Below are 19,003 nucleotides of genomic sequence, written 5' to 3'. Positions count from 1 at the left end.
GCAACGGGAGAAGATCAGTCCGCCCCTTCTGGCGTGCGCGCCGTCGTGAAGCCAGGCAGGTCGATCCCGAGCGTCGCCGCGGCCTCGCCGGTCGATTTGTAGGGGCGATTCACCACCAACGTGCCGGCACGCTGGTCGCCGAGGCCAGGCAGCGCCGCGAGCTCGTCCATCGAGGCACGGTTGAGGTCGAGCGGTGCGGGGACCCCCGTCACCGACCGATAGCCGTGATCCGTGATCGCGATATCCACTACCCGCCCGAGTTCGCGCTCGCCGGGAATAGCGACCAACAGCGGGTACGTCCCGAGCTGGCGGCCGAACGTCCGGCCGTCTTGGTGGTATTCGAGATGGACGTCGGGCAGCACGGTTCCGGGCGGCGCGACTCGCTGGAGCATCGGGTTGTCGATCTCCTCACGCACCTCTTCTTTGTACTGCTTGAATAGTTTCTTGTGATCGTCGGCGATCTGCGCGCCGGTGTCGCTCATCTCGGTTCCATCGAACGCCATCACCTGGCGGATGTTGATCCGGCGGAGCAGCAGGCCGGCGTCGTACACCCGCTGGAGGAACTGCTTGTTCAGTTCGTACGTCTTCTCGCGTTCGCCCTTCAGCCCGTGGAGCAGGTTGATCCCCGGGAGGAGCTTCGGGAGGCGATCGGCGGCGTCCGCACCGTACGTCGGCGCGGCCGAGCGGTCCTCGCCCGGCCGCCAGCCCGCCTCCTCGTTGACGATCTCCACGGCGCGAAAGCACTCGTCTGCGGTGACGTTGAGATCGTTCGCCTCCTGCACCCGGGGATCGGCGCTTTCGAGCCCGAACGCGGCGGTATCCCCGGGGGTGTTGTGCTCGGCGATGATCCGGAGGCCCTCCCGCGAATCCTCGGGCCACCGCACGATCGTGACCGGGTTGATGTTGTCGAGGTGGAGGGTTTCGAGATTCGGTGCGACCTCGCGGATGCCGCCGTAGAGGTCACGGAGTGCGGCGGGGTTCGGGGCCTCGCCGTCGCCGCCGTACGCGAGGATGTCCGCCTGGCGACCCAGCCGGAAGTGCCGCGCGCCGCGATCGGCGAGCGCGTCGACCTCGCTCACGACCGACGGGGGCGGGCGGAAGGAGGGGTTGCCGTAGAGCGGTTCGGTACAAAAGGAACATCGATACGCACAGCCTCGAGAGGTTTCGAGCTCGCAGATCAGGTACTCGGGATGGTTCGGGTGCTGTTCGACCACGAACGCGCCCTCGCGTGCCCATTGCGTGACTTCCTCGACGTCACGCATCCGGTCGCCAAAGCCCTCTAGACCATTGACGACGAGATCGTGGGCTGCGGCCTCGACATCGCCTTTTGCCACGAACTCGAAGTCGAGATCCGATCGCTCGGTCTCGGTCGCGCCGGTGTTCTCCTCGCCGACGCCGAATTTGACTGGGCCGCCCATCAGGCTCGTTCCCTCCGCGGCCCATGCGAGCTCCCGTACTTCGTCTGGCTCGGCCGGCGTCCCGCCGACGTACTTGCCAGGGACGGTCATCCCGCCGAGGTAGATCATGAGGTCCGCATCGGCCACGTCACGCCACTTGTTCCGTTCGTCACGGAGTTCGTCGATCGTGTGGTAGGTGATGCGTTCTTCGGGAACGCCCGCGTCCACGAGCGCGCCGGCGGTGAACCGTGGGTACGTGGAGATGTACGGTGGCACTCCGAAGTGGGCGGGTTCGTCGACGTAGCCGTCCACGAGGGTCACGTCGAGAGTGGCTGGATCGGGCGCAGTCATGGCCGTTCGTTCGGCCTCGGGGCGTAAAAACTCGGCTACCCGTCATCCACGGTGTGAAAGCGGCGATGCGCTCGGGGAACCCGGACGAAGCAAGCACCGCAGGGAGTGAGCGAGCGAAGCGAGTCCCGGAACCCCGAGCGCATCGGGGCTTTCGAGACGGTTGCGGTTGCTGTCGCAGTCAGTGTTGTCGTGGTCCCCGTTGCCGTCGTAACGACCGCCCCGATGCCGACACAAATGAGAACCGCAAGCCACACGCCTCCCCAGCCGACTCCCTCACTCGCTTCGCTCACTCCGTTCGCTCCGCTCGTTCAGTCATCCCTCGCACGCGAGTTGCGCGCCGACGAGCGGCGTCTGCTCACGGCGCTTCGCGCCGTTCGCACGGCCAGCGGGACGGCATTGCGTCCCGCTCGGCGCAGCCGCGCGCCAACCGCACCAGCGTTGCGTGCCACATTGCGGCACACTGTCGCTGCTCCCGGGATGCTGCGACCCGTGGGTTGATAGGTCGCGCGTGGCTATGGCGAAGTATGCCGGCAACCCTCGAAGTCGTCTGCACCGACGACGGCTGTGAGATGGACATGTTCGAGATGCACTACACCTACGACATGCCCGACGACGTCGGCGTCGAGGACTTCCAGTGTCCGTACTGCGGCGGCACCGACTGTCTCGAATCGGTCGAGCTATGATCCGCGACGTCGGCGAGTCGGTCGGCAACGCGGTTCTCGACGGGATGGGGCGGATCGCGGGCCGCACGCAGGAACGCCGCCCGCTCCCGACCGACATCTTGGAAAGCGACGACGCCTACCTCGTGGTGTTCGATGCGCCCGCTGCGAGTTCGGAGGACGTCCAGGTTCGCTTCTCCGAGGACGCGGTCCACGTCCGGATCGATCGCGTCCGCGACCACCACGAGGGGTTCGAGATGCGCGCACCAGGCCGCGGGCTCGCGCTCGACGGCCAGGCCGACCTCCCCGACGGCGCAGTGGTCGATCCCGAGGCCGCGACCGCGACGCTGACGAGCACCGGCACGCTCGAAGTCCGTGTCCCGAAAACCGACGAACGCGAGGACGAACCGGTTCGGATCTCGACGGGCGACGGGACGGTTCCCGAAAACGGCGTCGAGAGCGCCGTCGAGCGGATCGGCGACGATCCGGTGGACGATACCTGATTAGCTGATGGGACGAACCGATGACCGTGGTCGGGTTCGGCGGCGCTCTTCGAGTTCGTTGAAACCGATCGCTTCGTGTTGGTTCAACTGGACAGGTCAGTCATCGCCGATCGCCACGACCTCGTGGAGGTCGTCGGCCTCGTACGTCGGCGTTACTGTGAGGTCCACGTCACGGCTGTGCGGTCGACGGACGAACACCGAGTCGATACCCGCCCGCTTGGCCGCGATCACGTCGCTCTCGCTGTCACCGACGTAGAGTGCTGATTCGGCGTCGAGATCCGCCAGCGCGCGGTTGAGGTACTGCGGGTCGGGCTTCTTGTGCCGGAGACTGTCGACGGTTTTCTCGCGGCCATAGTAAACGTCGAACGAGGAACCCAGATCGAAGAAATCCAGCACGAACGTCACGGTGGAGTGGTGGTTGTTGCTCACGACACCGCGACTCTGCGGGAGATCCGTGATCGCCGCGACGTCGTCGTAGCGACCGCGCGCGCCCGCTCTGAACGCGTCCAACTGGGAGCGTTCGTCGTGACGCTCGCGTGCTGCCCAGAACGCGTCCACGTCGAGATCGTACGCGGTGCAGATCTCCTGAAGTCGTTCGACGGTGACGCCATCGACGATGTCCGCGATGTGCTGGCGGTCGGTCGTCTCGACGCCCACTCGCGGAACGCGGCACGCGTCGCTTCGCTCTGGGTGTCACGTGCTGGCGGCTCGATCAAGACGCCGTCGTTGTCGAACAGCACTGCATCGTACTCGGTCACTCCCCGGACGTACTCGGATCCGATAGTTGCCTGTTTCGACACGAACACGTGCGGGCAGTTTTTGACGAAATCGTGTGGCGAGCGATATCCACAGACGAGGAATCGCGGAAAAGCGGCTCCGATCAGGGGTAGCGCGGCGAACTGCTGTCGCGGTCGTGGTCCAGCCCCATCAGCAGGGGCAATCAGGCCATTCGAACGTGACGAGTGTTACTCGATGTGGCCTTCGCGCCGGAGCTGGTCGGCGTCCTGGCTCTTGTAGCGCCACTCGATGTTGGCCTTCTCGTCCTGCCAGCTCCACGGCTCGACGAGAACGACGTCGCCCTCCTCGATCCACGTCCGGTACTTCATCCGGCCGGGAATGCGGCCCATCCGGTTCTCGCCGTCCTCACACCGGACACGAACGTGGTTCCCGCCGTTGTGTTCGGTTACGACCGCGAACAACTCGTCGTCGTCGGGCATACGAAGGTTTCGACGCCCGTTTTGTTCACTCACATCGGTATTTACGGCGTGGACACGGTTAAGTCATGGGCATCATCCGGTAGCACGGCACATGGGCCTGGAGTCGGAGCGATTTTACGCGCCGGCGTGCTCGGAGCGGTGTGGATTCGACCGAGGTCAGACGACGGTGGGCCGAACGCTCGGGAGCGTACTCGCCAGCGTACTACGCCCACCACGGGCCGAACGCGACGAGCGAGGCGATCCGCGAACGGCTCGAGCCGGTCGGTCGTGAAGCGTCGATCCTCGAACTCGGCTGTAGTTCGGGTCGCCACCTCGCGCACCTCCACGATCACGGCTACGAAGATCTCCACGGGATCGAGATCAACCCCGAGGCGCTCGACGTGATGGCCGAGGCCCATCCCGATCTCGCCACTCAGGGAACGTTCCACGTCGACGCCATCCAGGACGTCGTCACGGAGTTCGACGACGGCCGTTTCGACGCCGTGTTCTCGGTCGAGACGCTCCAGCATCTCCACCCCGACGACGAGTGGGTGTTCGACGAACTCCGTCGGATCACCGACGGTCGCCTCATCACAGCCGAAAATGAAGGCGATACGACGGATCGCAAGGATACGGATACCGACGCCATGAACAACGTCGACGGCGTTCCCCTGTACTACCGCAACTGGAAGGACGTGTTCACCAACCATGGTTTCACGGAGATCGGATCGGAGCCGGTCAAACGTGGCACGCTTCGGGTGTTCCGTCCCGTGCGAGACTGAGTCACGGCGGACTGACGATCAGGGACGATAGACTCGCCCGCGGAAGGTCGCGATCCGTGCGGTGTCCTCTTCGGTGCCCTCGCTTCCCCACTCCTCCTCCCTTTCATCTCCCTTGCCGTCGGTGACGACGACCTCGTACTCGGCGGTTCGCCCGCTCACGTGTGTCTCCTTGGCGGTCGCGACGAGCGTCGTTCCCACCTCGACGCTATCGAGGTACGAGATGTTGGTTTCGAGCGCCAGCGCGGTGTTCCCACGCGAGTTCGACGCCGCCGCGAACGCCGCGTCGGCGAGCGAGTACACCGCCCCGCCGTGGGGCGTTCCGTGGAAGTTCAGCAGCTCCTCGGTGATCGTGAGTTCGGTACGTGCGGTGCCTGCTCCGAGGTCGATCAGATCGATCCCCAGGGTGTCGCAGTAGGGATCGCTCGCGATCCGTTCGCGGACGTCCGCCTCGACGGTCGGCTCGTCGGCTGTCATGGGTCGGCTGTCGGGACGACGGCTCAAATCGGTTGAGGTCGCGCCGTCCGGGCTACTCCACGCTCTCAGGGACGTCCTTGCAGGCTTTCAGCACGACCTTGCTCATCGAGGGATGGGCGTGGATAAGGGTGTTCGCGAGGTCGTCGACCGTCGCGCCGTACCGGAGCGCCGGCGTGACTTCGTGGAGCAGCATCGAGGCCTCGTGGCCGATGATGTGACAGCCGAGGATTTCTCGACTGTCGGGGTCGGCGAGCATCTTGACGAACCCGTGATCGAGCTTCAGCGCCCGGCTCATCGCGGTGTCGGTGAAATCGGTTCGTCCGATGACGTACTCTCGGCCGGCGTCGTCGAGCGTCGATTCGGTCTCGCCCACCGCGCCGATCTGGGGTTCGGTGAAGACAGCGTGCGGCAGCGCGGTGAAGTCCGCCGTCCGCTCCGCGTCGCGCGCGACGTTGTCGATCATCACCTCGCCTTCGTAGTCGCCGGAGTGTTTGAACATCCCGTTGTCGGCGATGTCGCCCATCGCCCAGACGTTCTCGACGTTCGTTCGTAGCCGATCGTCGGTCGCGATGAATCCGGCGTCGGTGGTCTCGACGTTCGTCGCGTCGAGATCGATCCCGTCGGTGTTCGGCCGGCGGCCCAGCGCGACGAGGAGTTCGTCGCCCGACACCTCAATCTCGTCACCGCTCTCCGACTCGGCGACGGCAGTGAGCTCGCCGTCCGACTCGGTGACCGTCGAGACCCGGTGGCCGGTGTACACGTCGTGACGATCCGCGGCGATCTCGGTGAACGCCTCGGCCACGTCGGCGTCTTCGCGGGGCACCAGGCTGTCTTCCATCTCGATCAGCGCCACGTCGGTCCCGAACGACTCGAAGTAGTAGCCGAGCTCCGCCGCGATGTAGCCGCCGCCGAGCACCACGAGCCGGTCCGGGGGTGTTTCGAGCCGGATGGCGTCGTCACTGGTGAGGAAGTCCACGTCTGCGAGTCCGTCGATCGCGTCCGGTACGATCGGCTGGCTTCCGGCGGCGATGACGACCTTTTCGGCGGTGTGGGTCTCGCCGCTCTCGACGATCTCGATCGTGTGGTCGTCGACGAACCGGGCTTCCTCCTGGAGTAGCGTGAGATTTGCTTCCTCCAGTTTGTTCGTCTCCTTGCTGCTGGCGGCGTCGGCGAGTTCGTCGTTCACCTCGCGGACGAACTCGCCGAACCGGATCTCGTCGACGGTCGCGTCGATCCCGAACTCGTCGGCGTCCCGGATCGTGTTGTGGACGTTCGAGTGCTGGATCAGCATCTTCGAGGGGTTGCAGCCGCGGTTGAGACACAGCCCACCGAGCGGTCCCTTCTCGACGAGCGCGGTCTCCAGACCCTCGGCGGCCGCCGCCGACGCGACCGTGTTGCCGGTTCCGCCACCGAACACGATGAGATCGAACCCTGTCATTGCAGTTCTCCCGACGACAGGAACGGATAAAGCGGTTTGCCGTCCGCAGCGAATCACGCATACCGGTTGCGGCCGTTGATTGCCTGTGGGAGGACGTGGTCAGCGGGACGTGGTCACCGCTCGGCCACGTAGACGTTCTCCCGGTAGGACGTGTCGGCGATGACGGTCTCGCTCTCCTCGACCAGTTCGAACCCGTGGCGGCGGTAGAACTCGTTGCCGGGTTCGTTCTCGGCGAGCACCATCGCCCGGACCTGCTCCGCACCGCGCTCCCCGAACGCCTCGCGGGTGTGATCGAGCAGATCGCCGCCGACGCCTTCGCGTCGGTGTTCGGGCGCGACGTAGAGTCGGAGGATCGCCCCACCGCCCTCGTCTTCGACCGCGTGGGCGAACCCGACGACCTCGTCCCCACTGTCGGCGACCGGCACCAGCGCGTCGTCGCTCTCGATTTCGGCGGCGAGCCGATCGGCGTCGTACCACTCCTCGACGCCGTCACGGGCGGTTTCGCGGCTGAGGATCGTCGGATAGTCGGTCTCCCACGACGCCTGCGCTATCGCCTCGATGGCGTCGACGTCGTCGTGCCTCGATTCACGAACGATCATGGTAGTCTGTACCGCGGCGGCGCGGATAGCCGTTTCGCCGTGGACTGGGTGGTTCGGCTCACAACGGTCGCAGCTGTCGATTTAATCGGCTCGATGGCTGCCGGAGGGGTGTGGTGGTGCGGCGATGAGTACCGCATCAGTAGCGGGGCGTCATATGAAAGCAGCGCCGTTTACCACGATGGGGTGCGTTGGAGTGGTCATGAGCGATGGACCATGACCCAGTGGGAGTACGAAACGCTCCGGCCGCCGCGGGGCTCGACCAAGAAGGAGGCGATCGACCCGAAGACCCAGCTGAACGAGCTCGGTGGCGAGGGCTGGGAGCTCGTTTCGACCGTCGAGTACGTCGGCGGCGGCACGAAATATCTGGTCTTCAAACGACCTACCGACGGCGATTCCCATGAGCAGTAGCGAGGTCGACATCGAGGCCGATCCGGACAGCGACACCGAGATCGACGCGGAGCCCGACGTCGATGTCGACATCAGCACGGCGAACACGATGCGCGAACGTGCGGGCGAGAGCCGCCTCAAGCTCTGGGCCGTGCTCGGGGCGAACCGTCTCGCCGTGACCGCGCTGCTGGCGATCGTGGTGTTCGTCGCGTTCGTCGTCGCCGGCACCCTCGTCTATCCACCGTTCGCGTCGGTCGTCACCTCCGCGGACACCATCGAGACGATGTTCTCGACGATGCTCGGGGCGATCATCACCGGCACGACGCTCGTGGTCACGATCAGCCAGCTCGTCATCTCCCAGGAAAACGGCCCGCTCGGCGAGCAACACCTGCGGATGAGCGACACGATGGACTTCCGGGAGTACACCCAGGAGCTGATCGGCCAGCCCTCACCCGCCGATCCGTCGGCGTTCCTCCGGGCGATCGTCAACGCGACCGAGCGCCGGGCGAAGGCACTCCGTGGTTCGATCGCCGACAGCGACAACGACCAGCTCCGCGCGGAAGTCGACGAGTTCACCGACAGCGTGACTGGCAACTCCGAGGAGGTCAGAAACGAGCTCGATGGCGCGAAATTTGGCTCGTTCGACGTGCTGTTTGCCGCCCTGAACTACAACTACGGCTGGAAGATCTTTCAGGTCGAGCGGATGGCCGACGATCACGCCGACAGTCTCACCGACGAGGACAACGCGCTGTTCGAGGAGCTCAAAACCACGCTGTCGATGTTCGGACCGGCGCGCGAACACATCAAGACGCTGTACTTCGAGTGGGCGCTCATCAACCTCTCACAGCTCATTCTCTACGTCTCGGTGCCCGCGCTGGTCGTCGCCGGCAGCACGCTCGCGTTCGTCGGCGGCGACTCGTTCACCGGCTCGCTGTTCGGGCTGCCGAACATCCTGCTGGTCGTTGCCGGCGCGTTCACCGTCTCCTTGCTCCCCTTTCTCCTCCTCCTCACCTACATCATCCGAATCGCGACGGTCGCGAAGCGGACGCTCGCCATCGGCCCGCTGATCCTCCGGGACTCACAGCGCTAGACTCAGAACAGTTTGTTGCCGTCAGCGGTGACCGTCTGGGTGCCGACGACGGTTCCATTGACGGTGTTGACCGCGGTGACTGTCGCGTTCCCGTTCGCCGGCAGATAGAGGGTGATCCCGCTAGTCTGTCCGGTTTCGACGGTCGTGGTATCGAAGCTGGAGCCGCTTTCGGAGATCACCACGAGCTTGGAGACACCTTGATCGGTCGTTGCGGACGGGGTGAGGTTCACCGACGCCTTCACCCGGCCACTGGCCCACGGCTCGTCGGACGATACCTGCTCGAAGACGGCCGAATTGCCGGTGTCGGCCGTGACGGTTGGGCCGAGCGTGAGACAGCCACCGAACCCGAGCGCGACGACGAGCGCCACGCCCGCGAGGGCCCGTCGGCGAGGAATCCGTCGACTCATATATCGCTGTGGTTGGTCAGGGGTCCCCTTGAGCGTTGCACTTGCTCGGGCCCCCTACCGACGACTGCAAGCACAGCGCTTTTGCGCTCACCGGTGTACGTTCTGCCACATGTTCGCGATGACTGCGGTCAAGAAAGCGGCCACGTACGGGTACAAGAAATACGGCATCCCGGGCGCGATCGCCACCGGCCTCGGGACGCTACTCGGTATCCGGTTCATCAAGCGAAAGTTGTTCTCGGGATCGAGCAGCGACGACGATGAAATCGACGTGAGCGAGGAGTCCGACGACGGATCGAGCGCCGCCAACTGATCGTTTTCCACACCGGCCGAAATCCGGCTGGCTGTGTACGCGCTGTCGGTTGATTACAGGCCGAGGAACGCCTCGGCGTTCTCCCACAGCAGTTTCCGCTCGACTTCTTCGGGGTAGTCGGTGTGCTCGGCGAACGATTCGAGCCACTCCTCGGGCCGGATCATCGGGTAATCGGTCCCGAACATCACCTTGTCTTTGAGGACGGTACCGGCGTAGTGGAGCACCTGGTCGTCGATGTATTTGGGGAGCCAGCCAGAGAGATCCATGTAGACGTTGCCCTTCTGCTGGCAGATCGCGAGCTGTTCTTTCTCCCACGGGAAGGCGGGATGGGCGAGCAGGATCTGGAGATCGGGGAATCGTGCAGCCACGTCGTCGATCAGCATGGGGTTCCCATGTTCGATCCGGAGGCCGCGGCCGCCGGGGCTGCCCGCGCCGAGAGTGGAGTTGCCGCCGTGGAACACCACCGGAACGCCGAGGTCCTCGATGGTGTTCCAGAGCGGGTCGTGTTCGGGCGCGCTCGGGTCGAACCCCTGGGCGATCTGCTGGAACTTGAACCCCGAGAGATCGAGGTCCTCGATCGCGCGCTCGGCGGACTCCACGCAGTCGTCCTTCAGGGGATCGATGCCCGCGAACCCGGTGAAGAAGTCGGGGTACTCGTCGCGGATCTCGGCGACGTACTCGCTCGTGACTGGCGGGTTGCCAGTGTTGGTCTCGGCGTCCCAGCCCAGCAGGACCGCGTGACGGATGCCGGCTGCGTGGTACTCCTCGACCATCTCCTCGTAGCCCCACGTTTCGAGATCGGTGCCGAACTTGCCCGCGGCGTCGCCCATCATCTCGCCGCCGGCGTCCTCCAGGAACTCGCTCGTCGGCTGGTGGGCGTGGGTGTCGATGAAACGCGGCTCCTCGGTCGGGAAGTCGATGTCGAGCATCATCGGTTCGTCGGGGACCAGCCACATATACTGTCGGGCGCTGGCTGCCGATCATCAATGGCTACCAAATATCGAGGACTATCGAACGTCGATAGGGTTCAGTCGGCTCCCTCACGGGTCTTGACCGCCACTCCGGTCTCGAAGTCGGCCATCGCGTCGGCAGCGATTTCTGCCCGCCCCACGCCGAACAGGTCGTCGTCGGGGCCAACGATGCAGACCTCGTCGCCGGGGCGGACGGCAGGATCGACCGCGGTGACGAACTTCGCGAACGCGTTTTTCCCCTCGCGGACGAACGGTGCGCTCTCCTCGCCGACGACGACGCGGGCTCGCGGAGCCGCAAATGCCGCGCGGAGCCGCTCGCCGCCGGCGAGACCGAGCGTGAACCGGCCGTCGACGCCGTAGGTTACGAGACGCTCGCCGCCGACGAGCACCTGTTCCGGCCGGCCGGTCGCGGTGTGGTGAACCTCGGGATCGCCGGCGAACAGCGTCACGCCGGCGCTGTGGCCGAACTGGTAGTCCGCGATCGTTCGCAGTCGCGCGAGTTCTTCGGCCATTGGCCTCGGTTCGCCGCCGGCGTGCAAAAGCGCGTCCATCGGGTACTCCGGCGTGACGACACGACGGTTTCGAAGCGATTTAGACCGATCGGAACCCAGCCTCGTTCCATGGACGAACGCACCAAGGTACTCGCGGGGGCAGCACTCATCGTGGTCGGCACAGTGACCATCCTCCTGTTCGCCCTCCCGACGTCGCTCGTTTCGGTCTCGATTCCCGTCCCGTTGGCCGCGATCGCCGCGCTTGTGCTGGCTGCGGGCACGCTGCTCGTCGGCACGTCCGAAGGAACGGTCTGAGACGCGAAGCAGAACCGGGTTACAGCAAGAACGTCTCCGGGCGTTCGGAGAGATCGGTAAAGCCGTCGACGGCATCGAGGAGTTCCTCCGATGTGGATTCCTCGAACGCCATCGCCTCGACCCGGACGCCCTTGTGCCGGAGATGTGAACAGAGCCGCGAGAAATCGCCGTCGCCGGTGCAGATCACGACGGTGTCGAGATGCGGCGCGAGCGTCACCGCATCGAGGATCATCCCGACGTCCCAGTCCGCCGTCTTGGAGCCGTCGGCGTGGGTCTTGATGTCCTTGATCTTGGTCTCGAAGCCGATGTTGACGAGTGCCTCGAAGAAACTCTCCTCCTCGGGCGAGTCGGCCCGGATGACGTACGCGATCGCGCGGGTGAGTTCGCGCCCGGCGACGCCCGCATCGAGGAGTTCGTCGTAGTCGATGTTGCGTGAGTAGACGCTCTGGGCGGTGTGATAGAGGTTCTGTGCGTCGACCAGCACCGCAACGCGCTGGGCCGGATGAACGTTCGACATGTCGGTAATCGACAGACTGCCCGCTAAAGCGTTTCGCCACGGGCGGGTCAGTTCTGTACTGTCCAGCAGAAACCACTTACTGGATGGGGTGGCGCGCGGGAGCGCGCCGGAGGCGCGCGACTCACGCGAGGGATGACCGAACGAGCGAAGCGAGTGAGGGAATCGGTTGGGGAGGGTGTGGCCTGCGGTCTCTCATTTGCGTCGTGATTTGCCGTAGGCGAATTAGCTTTCTTCATCGAATCCGAGGCTGGCGCACGATTCGAAGTTCGGCAGGTATCGCACGCGACGCAACGCATAAGTTCGGCGGGTGCAGTGTAGCGGGTATGCGACGGTTTACATCCCGGTTCGGCCGGCCCCCGAGCCGTGGGTGTGGTGTCCCGCGCGCGGACACAAAACGCACCTGAGGCTGGTTCGTGGCGGGGTGGCAACCCGTCGCGCACCGTTTTCGAGCGTCCCACTGCCGAGTCTCAACACCACCACCCACCACGATACCACAGACGACACCGCATGACACCATCCATCGACCTCGACGGCGTGTTCCCCGCGATGGCCACGCCGTTCGAACCCGACGACAGCATCGATTTCGACCGACTCCGAAGCGAGGCCCGCCGCCTCGAACGCGCGGGCGTCGACGGACTCGTTCCCGTCGGCACCACCGGCGAGAGCGCGACCCTGACCCACGACGAACACGTCGCAGTCGTCGAGGCGGTCGCCGAAACCGTCTCGATTCCCGTGATCGCCGGCGCTGGCTCGAACGCGACGCGGGAGGCGATCGACCTCGCCGAGCGTTCGCGAGCGGCCGGCGCTGACGCGCTTCTCCTGATCTCGCCGTACTACAACCGGCCCGAGCCCGCCGGGATGGAGGCCCATTTCCGGGCGCTCGCCGACGCAATCGATCTGCCCCAGATCGTCTACAACGTGCCCGGCCGCACGGGACGATCCATCGAAATCGACACCGCGGTCGCGCTCGCCGACCACGAAAACGTCGCGGGCTACAAGTCCGCGAGCGGCGACGTGGGGCGGGCGAGCGAACTCGTCGAGCGCACCCGCGACGAGGATTTCACCGTGCTCTCGGGCGAAGACGCGCTCACGCTCCCGCTGCTCGCCGTGGGCGCTCGCGGAACGATCAGCGTCGCTGCGAACGTCGAACCCCGAAGAATGAGCGAGATGGTTCACGCGGGGCTCGACGGCGATTCCGATCGGGCACGCGAGCGCCACCACGAACTCGGGCCGCTCTTTCGCGCGCTGTTCTGGGAGACCAACCCGATCCCGCTGAAGGAAGCGCTGGCGATCCGCGGCCACGTCGCAGGCAACCTGCGCGCACCGCTCTCGCGGCTCGGGACCGAGCATCGCGCTTCGCTCGAAACCGTCCTCGCCGATCTCGACGACGCGAGCACCGACGACCGCGAACAACCCGTCGCGCCGGAGGCCGAACGGTGACGGTCGTCGGGGTCACGGGCGCGACGGGCGCGATGGGGCGCGCGGTGCTCGAATCGGCCGCCGACCGCGACGACGTGGCGGTGGCGTTCGCGGTCAACCGCGATCCTGCGGACGATGAACGCGTCGCCGGTCACGCGGTCCACGACGCGGTCGCCCTCCCCGATCTCCTCGCCGAGCAGCAGCCCGAGATCGTCGTGGACTTCACTGGTCCCGAGTCGTCGATCGAGTACGCGGCGGCCTGTGCCGAAGCCGGCGTCGGGTTCGTCACCGGCACGACAGGGTTGGACGACCCGGAGCAGTCGGCGCTTCGCGAGGCCGCCGAAGCGGTCCCCGTATTGTGGGCGACGAACTTCTCGCGAGGAATCAACGCGCTTCGATCGGCGCTCACCGAAGCCGTCGCGGCGCTGCCGGAGTACGACATCGAACTGACCGAAACCCACCACAACCGCAAGCGCGACGCGCCGAGCGGCACGGCGACGACGCTGCTCGACGACATCGACGCGGCGCGGGACGACGCGAGGCAGGACGAGAGCGGTGGGGGTACTGGGAAGCGGACCTACGGCCGCGAGGGCGAACAGTCCCGGATCGACGGCGAGATCGGGGTTCACGTCCGGCGCGCCGGCGGCGTGCGGGGCGAACACGAGGTGCTCCTCGCGGACAACGACGAGGTGCTCACGCTCGCCCATCGCGCGGAGAGCCGTGGGGTCTTTGCGGCGGGCGCGCTCGACGCGGCGGGATGGCTCGCCGGCCACGAGGCCGGCTGGTATGCGTTCGACGACGTTATCGAGGGATCAGCATGAGTCTCGAATCCGAGATCGACACGCTGTGGCAACGTACCGACGACGGACTGACCGCGGGCGACGCCGGCAGCGAGGAACGCGATCTGCTCGACACGTTCCTCGACGCGCTCGAAGCCGGCGACGTGCGCGCCGCCGAGAAGCGAGACGGCGACTGGCAGGCAAACGAATGGGTCAAGCGGGGCGTGCTGCTCAATTTCAGCCTCCGCGAGACACAGAGCCGAGAGTACGGTGGCGTCGACTACCACGACGTGCTTCCGCTGCGTCGGACCAACGACCTCGGCGAGCGGGGCACCCGAAACACGCCAGACGGAACCGTGATCCGGCGGGGCGCACACGTCGGCAGCGACGCGATCCTGATGAGTCCGAGTTTCGTCAACGCCGGCGCTCACGTCGGCGACGGCACCCTCGTCGACTCGTGTGACACCGTGGGCTCGTGCGCCCAGGTCGGTGCGGACGTCAAGCTCGGCGCGAACACCCTCATTGGTGGCGTGCTCGAACCGGTCGAGGACGCGCCGGTCGTGATCGAAGAGGGAGTCTCGCTCGGCGCGGGCTGTCGCGTCACCTCGGGATTCGTGGTCGGCCACGACTCGGTAGTCGGCGAGAACACGCTGCTCACGCCGCGGATTCCGGTGTACGATCTGGTCGACGAGGAAATCATCTACGGTCGCCTGCCACCCGAGCGCCGGGCGTTCACCAGATTCGTCGAGTCGTCGGTCGGCGATCACGACCTGTTCGACGGCGGGGCGTACAAGCCCGCCGTGGTGGCGACCGACGTCGAGGATCGCACGCTCGAAGCGACCGAACGCGAGGAAGCGCTCCGATGACCACCGAGGCTGCCAGCACTTCGTCGGTGGCGGCCGTGAACCCGCCCGTCAGACGGCTTGCTGACTGGCCGGCGGCCGACCTGCGCGATCTCGCCACCGAGCACGGGACGCCACTGTACGTCGTAGACCTGGATCGCGTTCGAGAGAACGCTACTCGCCTTTGGCAGGCGTTCCCCGACGCCGAAATCAGCTACGCGGTCAAGGCGAACGCCATCGGGAGCGTGCTGGAAACGATCGCCGATGCTGGCCTCGGGGCCGAGTGCGCCTCCGCTGGCGAGGTCGTCCGTGCGTTGGAGGCAGGGTTCGACCGCGTCCGCTACACTGCCGTCAACCCACCCGCCCGGGATCTCGATCGGGTGGTCGATCTCGCCGCGGATCACGAGGTCGCCATCACGATCGGTGCGAGCGACACCCTCGATCGACTCGCCGAACGCGGCTGGACGGGAGAGCTGTTCGTCCGGGTGAACCCCGGCGTCGGTGCGGGCCACCACGAGAAGGTACGGACGGGCACCGATCCGAAGTTCGGGGTTCCCGACGAGCGAGCTGCGGCGGTCGTGAGCGAGGCCGCAGAACGCGGGTTCGACGTTCGCGGCCTCCACGCCCACGCCGGGAGTGGCATCCTCAACGACGACGATCTCGATTCTCATCGTGCGCTGGTCGCCCAGGTGGGCGAACTCGTGAACGAAGTAGCCGACGCGGGCGTCGTCCTCGATACGGTGAACGTCGGCGGCGGATTCGGCGTTCCCTACCGTGAGAGCGAATCACCGCTCGATCTCGACTCGCTCGCTGCGGCCACCCACGAGGCGCTCGACAGTGTCGACGGCTCGGACGACCGCGACCCTGCACTCGGGATCGAACCGGGCCGATACCTCGTCGCCGACGCCGGTGTGCTGGTGACCCGCGCCAACACCGTGAAGTCGACACCCGAAACCACCATTGTCGGCGTCGATTGTGGGATGACCGATCTCCTCCGGCCCGCGCTGTACGACGCCCACCACGCGATCCGGTTGCTCGCACCGGACGCTGCCGAGCGCGGGACGGTGTCGACGACGGTCGTGGGGCCGGTCTGTGAGTCCGCCGATGCGCTCGCGCGGGATCGTGAGCTTCCTGCGCCAGCACGTGACGACCTCCTCGCGGTCGGGAACGCCGGCGCGTACGGCTACGAGATGGCGAGCACGTACAACTCCCGGCCACGTCCAGCAGTGATCGCGCTCGACGACGGCGAGTCGCGAGTCTGCGTGCATCGTGAGACGATCGACGATCTCACGCGTTTGGAGGTCGATCGATGATCCCGATCGAGAAGTATCATGGTACGGGCAACGACTTCTTCGTGGTGGACGCGGCCGAACCCGTCGCCGATCGACGAAAGATTGCGACGAGGCTCTGTGATCGCGAGGACGGCCTCGCGATCGGCGGGTCGATCGGCGCGGATGGTGTGCTCTTTCTCGCGCTCGAAGACGGCTACGCCTCGCCCCGGGTCGTGATGACGCTGGTCCAGCCCGACGGTTCGACCGCTCCGATGTGTGGTAACGGTGCGCGGTGTGCCGCAGCGTGGGCCGCGCGACGGCTTTGCCGTCGCGAAGAGAGCGAGCGGGCGACGCCCGCGAGCGATGGGGGACGGCGCGGAGCGGCTTCTGACGACGCGAGCGACGACGAGACGACCGTGATGGTCGACACTCAAGCGGGCACGCGCCGCGCGACGGTCGACGGCGACAGCGTGACGATCGAGATGGGGGCGCCGAGCTTCGCGCCCGCGGCGGTCCCGGTGGTGCGCGACGAACCGCTCGTCGAGGAACCCGTCGAGGGGCTCACCGTAACGGCGGTGAACACCGACGTTCCCCACGCGGTCGCGTTCGTCGACGACGTCTCGACCGTGGACCTCGACGCCGTCGCCCCGGCGGTGCGCCACGCCGACGCCTTCCCCCGCGGCGCGAACGTCACAGTCGCCAGTCCCAGCACAGACGACGGACCCGATTGGTCGGCCGGGGCGTTCGACCAGCGCACCTACGAGCGCGGTGTCGAAGGCGAAACGCGCTCGTGTGGGACTGGTGCGGTGGCAATCGCGGCGGTCGCGCGCGAACTCGGCCACACCGACGCCGAAGCTATCGCGGTGCGGCCGCCCGGTGGTCGCCTCGATATCCGACTCGACGAACGCGGTGCAGTGCTCGCCGGACCGACCGAACGCGAGGGCACAGCCGAGATTCAGATCGACAACCCACAGAGCGCCGAGGCAGCCGGCGACTGATCGATGATCGATCCGCTCGAATTCCTCGAACACGCAGTCCGAACGCCCTCCCACGACGACGTTGGGGCGATGCGAGCCCTCCTCTGTGAAACGCTCCGCGAGGCAGGTATCGAACCGACTGTCGACGATGCGGGCAACGTGATAGCGACGCGCGAGGCCAGTGGGGACGCCACCGACGGCCCACACGTCGTGTTGAACACCCACCTCGACACCGTTTCGCCACACGTTCCCGCCGAACACGACGGAGCGATTCTCCACGGGCGCGGGGCCTGCGACGCCAAGGGGCCGCTGGCCGCAATGCTCGCCGCGTTTTCGAGTATCGAGCCCGACCGAGGTCGGCTCACGCTCGCCGTGACGCCCGACGAGGAAACCCGTTCGATCGGCGCGGCGGCACTCGTGCCGTCGCTCGACCTCGATCCCGAACGCGGGGATTGGGTGATCGTTGGCGAGCCTACCGGTCTCGACGTCTGTAACGCCGCGAAGGGGCGCTTCGAGGGGCGCATCACGATCGCTGGCGAGCGTGCCCACGCCGCCGAGCCGCACACGGGACAGAACGCGATCACGATGGCCGCGCCGGTGATCGACGCGCTCTCCGGGTTCGACGACCGACCCGAAGGACTCGCCGCCCACCCCGATCTCGGCGCGCCGACGCTCACCCCGACGGTCGTCGACGGCGGCGACGCGACGAATCAGGTGCCCGCCGAGTGTGCGATCGTTCTCGATCGCCGAAGCGTCCCGCCCGAGACCGCAATGGGCTTCGAGACTGCGCTGAACGAGTATCTCACCCAGCACGCACCAGCGCCCGACGCGGTGTCGTTCGCGCTGACCGAGCGCGAAACGCCGTTTCTCGAAGCGTTCGAGACGTCCGACGAGGATCGCGTGGTCAGCGTGCTCCAAGAGGCGTCGGGTGGTGCGGTCCGGCCGTTCACCGCCGCAACCGAGGCGTCGTATTTCGCGCGCGAGGCCCCGACAGTCGTGTTCGGTCCTGGCGACCTCGCGGACGAATCGGGGCCTGTCGCTCACGCGGATCGCGAGTACGTCCGACTCCCCGACGTCAAGCGCGCCGCCACGATCCTCGGGGACGCACTCGCCGAACGTCTCCGCGAGACGGACGTTTAAGGACGCGGCGCTCGACGGTTGATCCATGAGTGTCGAAGGCGACGACCGCGTGCTCGAACTGCTCGCACAGGCCAGAAACGACGAGTTCGAGACCGTCATCAACTACCAGACCAACGCCGCCGCGCTCGCAGGGGTCGCGGCCGAAGAGATCGCCGACAGCCTCAGTGCCGACGTCCAGGAGGAGCTCGGCCACGCCGAGGAGATCGGCGAACGCATCTCCCAACTCGGCGGCCAGCCGAAGGGTTCGTTCGACCTCGAAATGGGACAAGACGCCCTTCAACCGCCCGAGGACCCAACGGACGTGCTCTCGGTGATCGACGGCGTGATCGCCGCCGAGAAGGGTGCCGTCGAGACCTACCGCGAACTCATCGAGGTCGCCGAGGAAGCCGGCGATCCCGTGACCGAGGACTTCGCGACGGAGCTGCTCGCCGACGAGGAAGAACATCTCGCGGAGTTCGAGGGCTACCGGAAGGAGTACGAGGGGTAGTTTCCCTTCCCGATCGCCGGACTCGGTAGGGGAGTTCCGCCGATCACGGGCCGTCGTTCGCTGCCGCTGTCGACTGTTCCAGAGCGGTTCGTGAAAGAGCGTTGCGGGCAAAGCGACGATCGGCGGGCTGTCGTGTCGGATGGCAGGCTACGCTCGGCTCTCGCCTCGACGACCCGCAGCACCGAAGCGAAACCGACATTT

At 66.3% G+C, this 19,003-nt stretch carries 24 protein-coding genes; 14 read left to right on the top strand and 10 right to left on the bottom strand.

Annotated features, from left to right (window positions below):
- Positions 1-14 precede the first annotated feature (14 nt).
- The gene (locus tag PHA81_RS08510; RefSeq protein ID WP_273836413.1) at positions 15-1,748 is read right to left on the bottom strand and encodes a radical SAM protein; all 1,734 of its coding nucleotides are present in this window, start codon (positions 1,746-1,748) and stop codon (positions 15-17) included.
- A gap of 524 nt (positions 1,749-2,272) precedes the next feature.
- Here PHA81_RS08510 and PHA81_RS08505 point away from each other — a divergent pair.
- Together PHA81_RS08505 and PHA81_RS08500 are read left to right on the top strand one after the other, a co-directional pair.
- A complete protein-coding gene (locus PHA81_RS08505; RefSeq protein WP_005042041.1) occupies positions 2,273-2,431 on the top strand; it encodes a hypothetical protein in 159 nt (52 codons plus the stop codon).
- The gene (locus PHA81_RS08500; protein ID WP_005042039.1) at positions 2,428-2,910 is read left to right on the top strand and encodes an Hsp20 family protein; all 483 of its coding nucleotides are present in this window, start codon (positions 2,428-2,430) and stop codon (positions 2,908-2,910) included. The genes PHA81_RS08505 and PHA81_RS08500 overlap by 4 nt, the downstream gene beginning before the upstream one ends.
- A gap of 96 nt (positions 2,911-3,006) precedes the next feature.
- Here PHA81_RS08500 and PHA81_RS08495 read toward each other — a convergent pair whose 3' ends face one another.
- Together PHA81_RS08495 and eif1A are read right to left on the bottom strand one after the other, a co-directional pair.
- Positions 3,007-3,567 (bottom strand): HAD-IA family hydrolase, encoded by a 561-nt coding sequence (locus tag PHA81_RS08495; protein ID WP_273836412.1) that lies wholly within the window; start codon positions 3,565-3,567, stop codon positions 3,007-3,009.
- A gap of 308 nt (positions 3,568-3,875) precedes the next feature.
- A complete protein-coding gene (gene eif1A / locus PHA81_RS08490) occupies positions 3,876-4,160 on the bottom strand; it encodes a translation initiation factor eIF-1A (RefSeq protein WP_079890763.1) in 285 nt (94 codons plus the stop codon).
- A 107-nt stretch (positions 4,161-4,267) separates the two neighbouring features.
- On the opposite strand from eif1A, the gene PHA81_RS08485 reads away from it, so the two are divergent.
- Positions 4,268-4,888, top strand: coding sequence for a class I SAM-dependent methyltransferase (locus tag PHA81_RS08485; protein WP_273836411.1), 621 nt, complete (start codon positions 4,268-4,270; stop codon positions 4,886-4,888).
- A gap of 18 nt (positions 4,889-4,906) precedes the next feature.
- On the opposite strand, the gene PHA81_RS08480 is transcribed toward PHA81_RS08485, so the two are convergent.
- The 3 genes from PHA81_RS08480 to PHA81_RS08470 form a co-directional block, all read right to left on the bottom strand.
- Positions 4,907-5,362, bottom strand: coding sequence for a hotdog fold thioesterase (locus PHA81_RS08480; protein ID WP_273836409.1), 456 nt, complete (start codon positions 5,360-5,362; stop codon positions 4,907-4,909).
- A 52-nt stretch (positions 5,363-5,414) separates the two neighbouring features.
- On the bottom strand, positions 5,415-6,800 hold the full coding sequence (locus tag PHA81_RS08475; protein WP_273836407.1) for a dihydrolipoyl dehydrogenase: 1,386 nt from the start codon (positions 6,798-6,800) through the stop codon (positions 5,415-5,417).
- Between the two features lie 113 nt (positions 6,801-6,913).
- Positions 6,914-7,399 (bottom strand): GNAT family N-acetyltransferase, encoded by a 486-nt coding sequence (locus PHA81_RS08470; protein ID WP_273836405.1) that lies wholly within the window; start codon positions 7,397-7,399, stop codon positions 6,914-6,916.
- Between the two features lie 213 nt (positions 7,400-7,612).
- Between PHA81_RS08470 and PHA81_RS08465 the strand changes: the two genes are divergently transcribed.
- Positions 7,613-7,807, top strand: coding sequence for a DUF4177 domain-containing protein (locus PHA81_RS08465; protein WP_273836403.1), 195 nt, complete (start codon positions 7,613-7,615; stop codon positions 7,805-7,807).
- Entirely contained in the window at positions 7,797-8,876 is a 1,080-nt protein-coding gene (locus tag PHA81_RS08460; RefSeq protein WP_273836401.1) for a hypothetical protein, read from the top strand. The genes PHA81_RS08465 and PHA81_RS08460 overlap by 11 nt, the downstream gene beginning before the upstream one ends.
- A 2-nt stretch (positions 8,877-8,878) precedes the next feature.
- On the opposite strand, the gene PHA81_RS08455 is transcribed toward PHA81_RS08460, so the two are convergent.
- Positions 8,879-9,283 carry a hypothetical protein gene (locus tag PHA81_RS08455; protein ID WP_049909931.1) on the bottom strand — a complete coding sequence of 135 codons (405 nt, stop codon included), beginning with the start codon at positions 9,281-9,283 and terminating at the stop codon, positions 8,879-8,881.
- 109 nt (positions 9,284-9,392) lie between these two features.
- On the opposite strand from PHA81_RS08455, the gene PHA81_RS08450 reads away from it, so the two are divergent.
- Positions 9,393-9,593 carry a hypothetical protein gene (locus tag PHA81_RS08450; protein WP_005042016.1) on the top strand — a complete coding sequence of 67 codons (201 nt, stop codon included), beginning with the start codon at positions 9,393-9,395 and terminating at the stop codon, positions 9,591-9,593.
- Positions 9,594-9,646: 53 nt separating this feature from the next.
- On the opposite strand, the gene PHA81_RS08445 is transcribed toward PHA81_RS08450, so the two are convergent.
- Both PHA81_RS08445 and PHA81_RS08440 read right to left on the bottom strand, forming a co-directional pair.
- Complete coding sequence (locus PHA81_RS08445; protein ID WP_273836400.1) at positions 9,647-10,522, bottom strand: amidohydrolase family protein; 876 nt, start codon at positions 10,520-10,522, stop codon at positions 9,647-9,649.
- 98 nt (positions 10,523-10,620) lie between these two features.
- Positions 10,621-11,076, bottom strand: a complete 456-nt coding sequence (locus tag PHA81_RS08440) for a PUA domain-containing protein (RefSeq protein WP_273836399.1) — start codon at positions 11,074-11,076, stop codon at positions 10,621-10,623.
- Positions 11,077-11,184: 108 nt separating this feature from the next.
- Here PHA81_RS08440 and PHA81_RS08435 point away from each other — a divergent pair, with 108 nt between their 5' ends.
- Positions 11,185-11,370 carry a hypothetical protein gene (locus PHA81_RS08435; protein WP_005042008.1) on the top strand — a complete coding sequence of 62 codons (186 nt, stop codon included), beginning with the start codon at positions 11,185-11,187 and terminating at the stop codon, positions 11,368-11,370.
- 19 nt (positions 11,371-11,389) lie between these two features.
- Here the strand turns inward: PHA81_RS08435 and PHA81_RS08430 are convergent, their stop codons facing one another.
- Positions 11,390-11,887 (bottom strand): NYN domain-containing protein, encoded by a 498-nt coding sequence (locus tag PHA81_RS08430; RefSeq protein WP_005042006.1) that lies wholly within the window; start codon positions 11,885-11,887, stop codon positions 11,390-11,392.
- Between the two features lie 507 nt (positions 11,888-12,394).
- Between PHA81_RS08430 and dapA the strand changes: the two genes are divergently transcribed.
- The 7 genes from dapA to PHA81_RS08395 are packed head-to-tail and all read left to right on the top strand — an operon-like array spanning position 12,395 to position 18,802.
- Complete coding sequence (gene dapA, locus PHA81_RS08425; protein WP_273836398.1) at positions 12,395-13,327, top strand: 4-hydroxy-tetrahydrodipicolinate synthase; 933 nt, start codon at positions 12,395-12,397, stop codon at positions 13,325-13,327.
- Positions 13,324-14,127 (top strand): 4-hydroxy-tetrahydrodipicolinate reductase, encoded by an 804-nt coding sequence (gene dapB / locus PHA81_RS08420; RefSeq protein WP_273836396.1) that lies wholly within the window; start codon positions 13,324-13,326, stop codon positions 14,125-14,127. The genes dapA and dapB overlap by 4 nt, the downstream gene beginning before the upstream one ends.
- Complete coding sequence (locus tag PHA81_RS08415) at positions 14,124-14,951, top strand: 2,3,4,5-tetrahydropyridine-2,6-dicarboxylate N-succinyltransferase (protein WP_273836395.1); 828 nt, start codon at positions 14,124-14,126, stop codon at positions 14,949-14,951. Before dapB ends, PHA81_RS08415 begins: the two co-directional genes overlap by 4 nt.
- Entirely contained in the window at positions 14,948-16,240 is a 1,293-nt protein-coding gene (gene lysA / locus PHA81_RS08410) for a diaminopimelate decarboxylase (RefSeq protein ID WP_273836394.1), read from the top strand. Before PHA81_RS08415 ends, lysA begins: the two co-directional genes overlap by 4 nt.
- Positions 16,237-17,196 carry a diaminopimelate epimerase gene (gene dapF, locus PHA81_RS08405; RefSeq protein ID WP_273836393.1) on the top strand — a complete coding sequence of 320 codons (960 nt, stop codon included), beginning with the start codon at positions 16,237-16,239 and terminating at the stop codon, positions 17,194-17,196. Before lysA ends, dapF begins: the two co-directional genes overlap by 4 nt.
- A 3-nt stretch (positions 17,197-17,199) precedes the next feature.
- Entirely contained in the window at positions 17,200-18,315 is a 1,116-nt protein-coding gene (locus PHA81_RS08400; RefSeq protein ID WP_273836392.1) for a M20 family metallopeptidase, read from the top strand.
- Positions 18,316-18,340: 25 nt separating this feature from the next.
- The gene (locus PHA81_RS08395) at positions 18,341-18,802 is read left to right on the top strand and encodes a ferritin-like domain-containing protein (RefSeq protein ID WP_005041988.1); all 462 of its coding nucleotides are present in this window, start codon (positions 18,341-18,343) and stop codon (positions 18,800-18,802) included.
- The last annotated feature ends 201 nt before the right edge of the window (positions 18,803-19,003 follow it).

The organism is Halococcus sp. PRR34, assembly GCF_028617175.1.
GTDB lineage: Archaea > Halobacteriota > Halobacteria > Halobacteriales > Halococcaceae > Halococcus > Halococcus salifodinae.
Note: the sequence above shows the minus strand (reverse complement) of the source record. Positions and strands in the feature narration are given on the sequence as shown.

Coding starts and splice junctions, on each gene's coding strand:
- PHA81_RS08475 (WP_273836407.1), bottom strand. CDS start 6,800: ATGACAGGGTTCGATCTCATCGTGTTCGGTGGCGGAACCGGCAACACG.
- PHA81_RS08510 (WP_273836413.1), bottom strand. CDS start 1,748: ATGACTGCGCCCGATCCAGCCACTCTCGACGTGACCCTCGTGGACGGC.
- PHA81_RS08430 (WP_005042006.1), bottom strand. CDS start 11,887: ATGTCGAACGTTCATCCGGCCCAGCGCGTTGCGGTGCTGGTCGACGCA.
- PHA81_RS08440 (WP_273836399.1), bottom strand. CDS start 11,076: ATGGCCGAAGAACTCGCGCGACTGCGAACGATCGCGGACTACCAGTTC.
- PHA81_RS08445 (WP_273836400.1), bottom strand. CDS start 10,522: ATGCTCGACATCGACTTCCCGACCGAGGAGCCGCGTTTCATCGACACC.
- PHA81_RS08500 (WP_005042039.1), top strand. CDS start 2,428: ATGATCCGCGACGTCGGCGAGTCGGTCGGCAACGCGGTTCTCGACGGG.
- PHA81_RS08480 (WP_273836409.1), bottom strand. CDS start 5,362: ATGACAGCCGACGAGCCGACCGTCGAGGCGGACGTCCGCGAACGGATC.
- dapF (WP_273836393.1), top strand. CDS start 16,237: ATGATCCCGATCGAGAAGTATCATGGTACGGGCAACGACTTCTTCGTG.
- PHA81_RS08450 (WP_005042016.1), top strand. CDS start 9,393: ATGTTCGCGATGACTGCGGTCAAGAAAGCGGCCACGTACGGGTACAAG.
- PHA81_RS08460 (WP_273836401.1), top strand. CDS start 7,797: ATGAGCAGTAGCGAGGTCGACATCGAGGCCGATCCGGACAGCGACACC.
- PHA81_RS08505 (WP_005042041.1), top strand. CDS start 2,273: ATGCCGGCAACCCTCGAAGTCGTCTGCACCGACGACGGCTGTGAGATG.
- PHA81_RS08415 (WP_273836395.1), top strand. CDS start 14,124: ATGAGTCTCGAATCCGAGATCGACACGCTGTGGCAACGTACCGACGAC.
- PHA81_RS08435 (WP_005042008.1), top strand. CDS start 11,185: ATGGACGAACGCACCAAGGTACTCGCGGGGGCAGCACTCATCGTGGTC.
- PHA81_RS08470 (WP_273836405.1), bottom strand. CDS start 7,399: ATGATCGTTCGTGAATCGAGGCACGACGACGTCGACGCCATCGAGGCG.
- PHA81_RS08455 (WP_049909931.1), bottom strand. CDS start 9,283: ATGAGTCGACGGATTCCTCGCCGACGGGCCCTCGCGGGCGTGGCGCTC.
- lysA (WP_273836394.1), top strand. CDS start 14,948: ATGACCACCGAGGCTGCCAGCACTTCGTCGGTGGCGGCCGTGAACCCG.
- PHA81_RS08400 (WP_273836392.1), top strand. CDS start 17,200: ATGATCGATCCGCTCGAATTCCTCGAACACGCAGTCCGAACGCCCTCC.
- PHA81_RS08465 (WP_273836403.1), top strand. CDS start 7,613: ATGACCCAGTGGGAGTACGAAACGCTCCGGCCGCCGCGGGGCTCGACC.
- dapA (WP_273836398.1), top strand. CDS start 12,395: ATGACACCATCCATCGACCTCGACGGCGTGTTCCCCGCGATGGCCACG.
- PHA81_RS08395 (WP_005041988.1), top strand. CDS start 18,341: ATGAGTGTCGAAGGCGACGACCGCGTGCTCGAACTGCTCGCACAGGCC.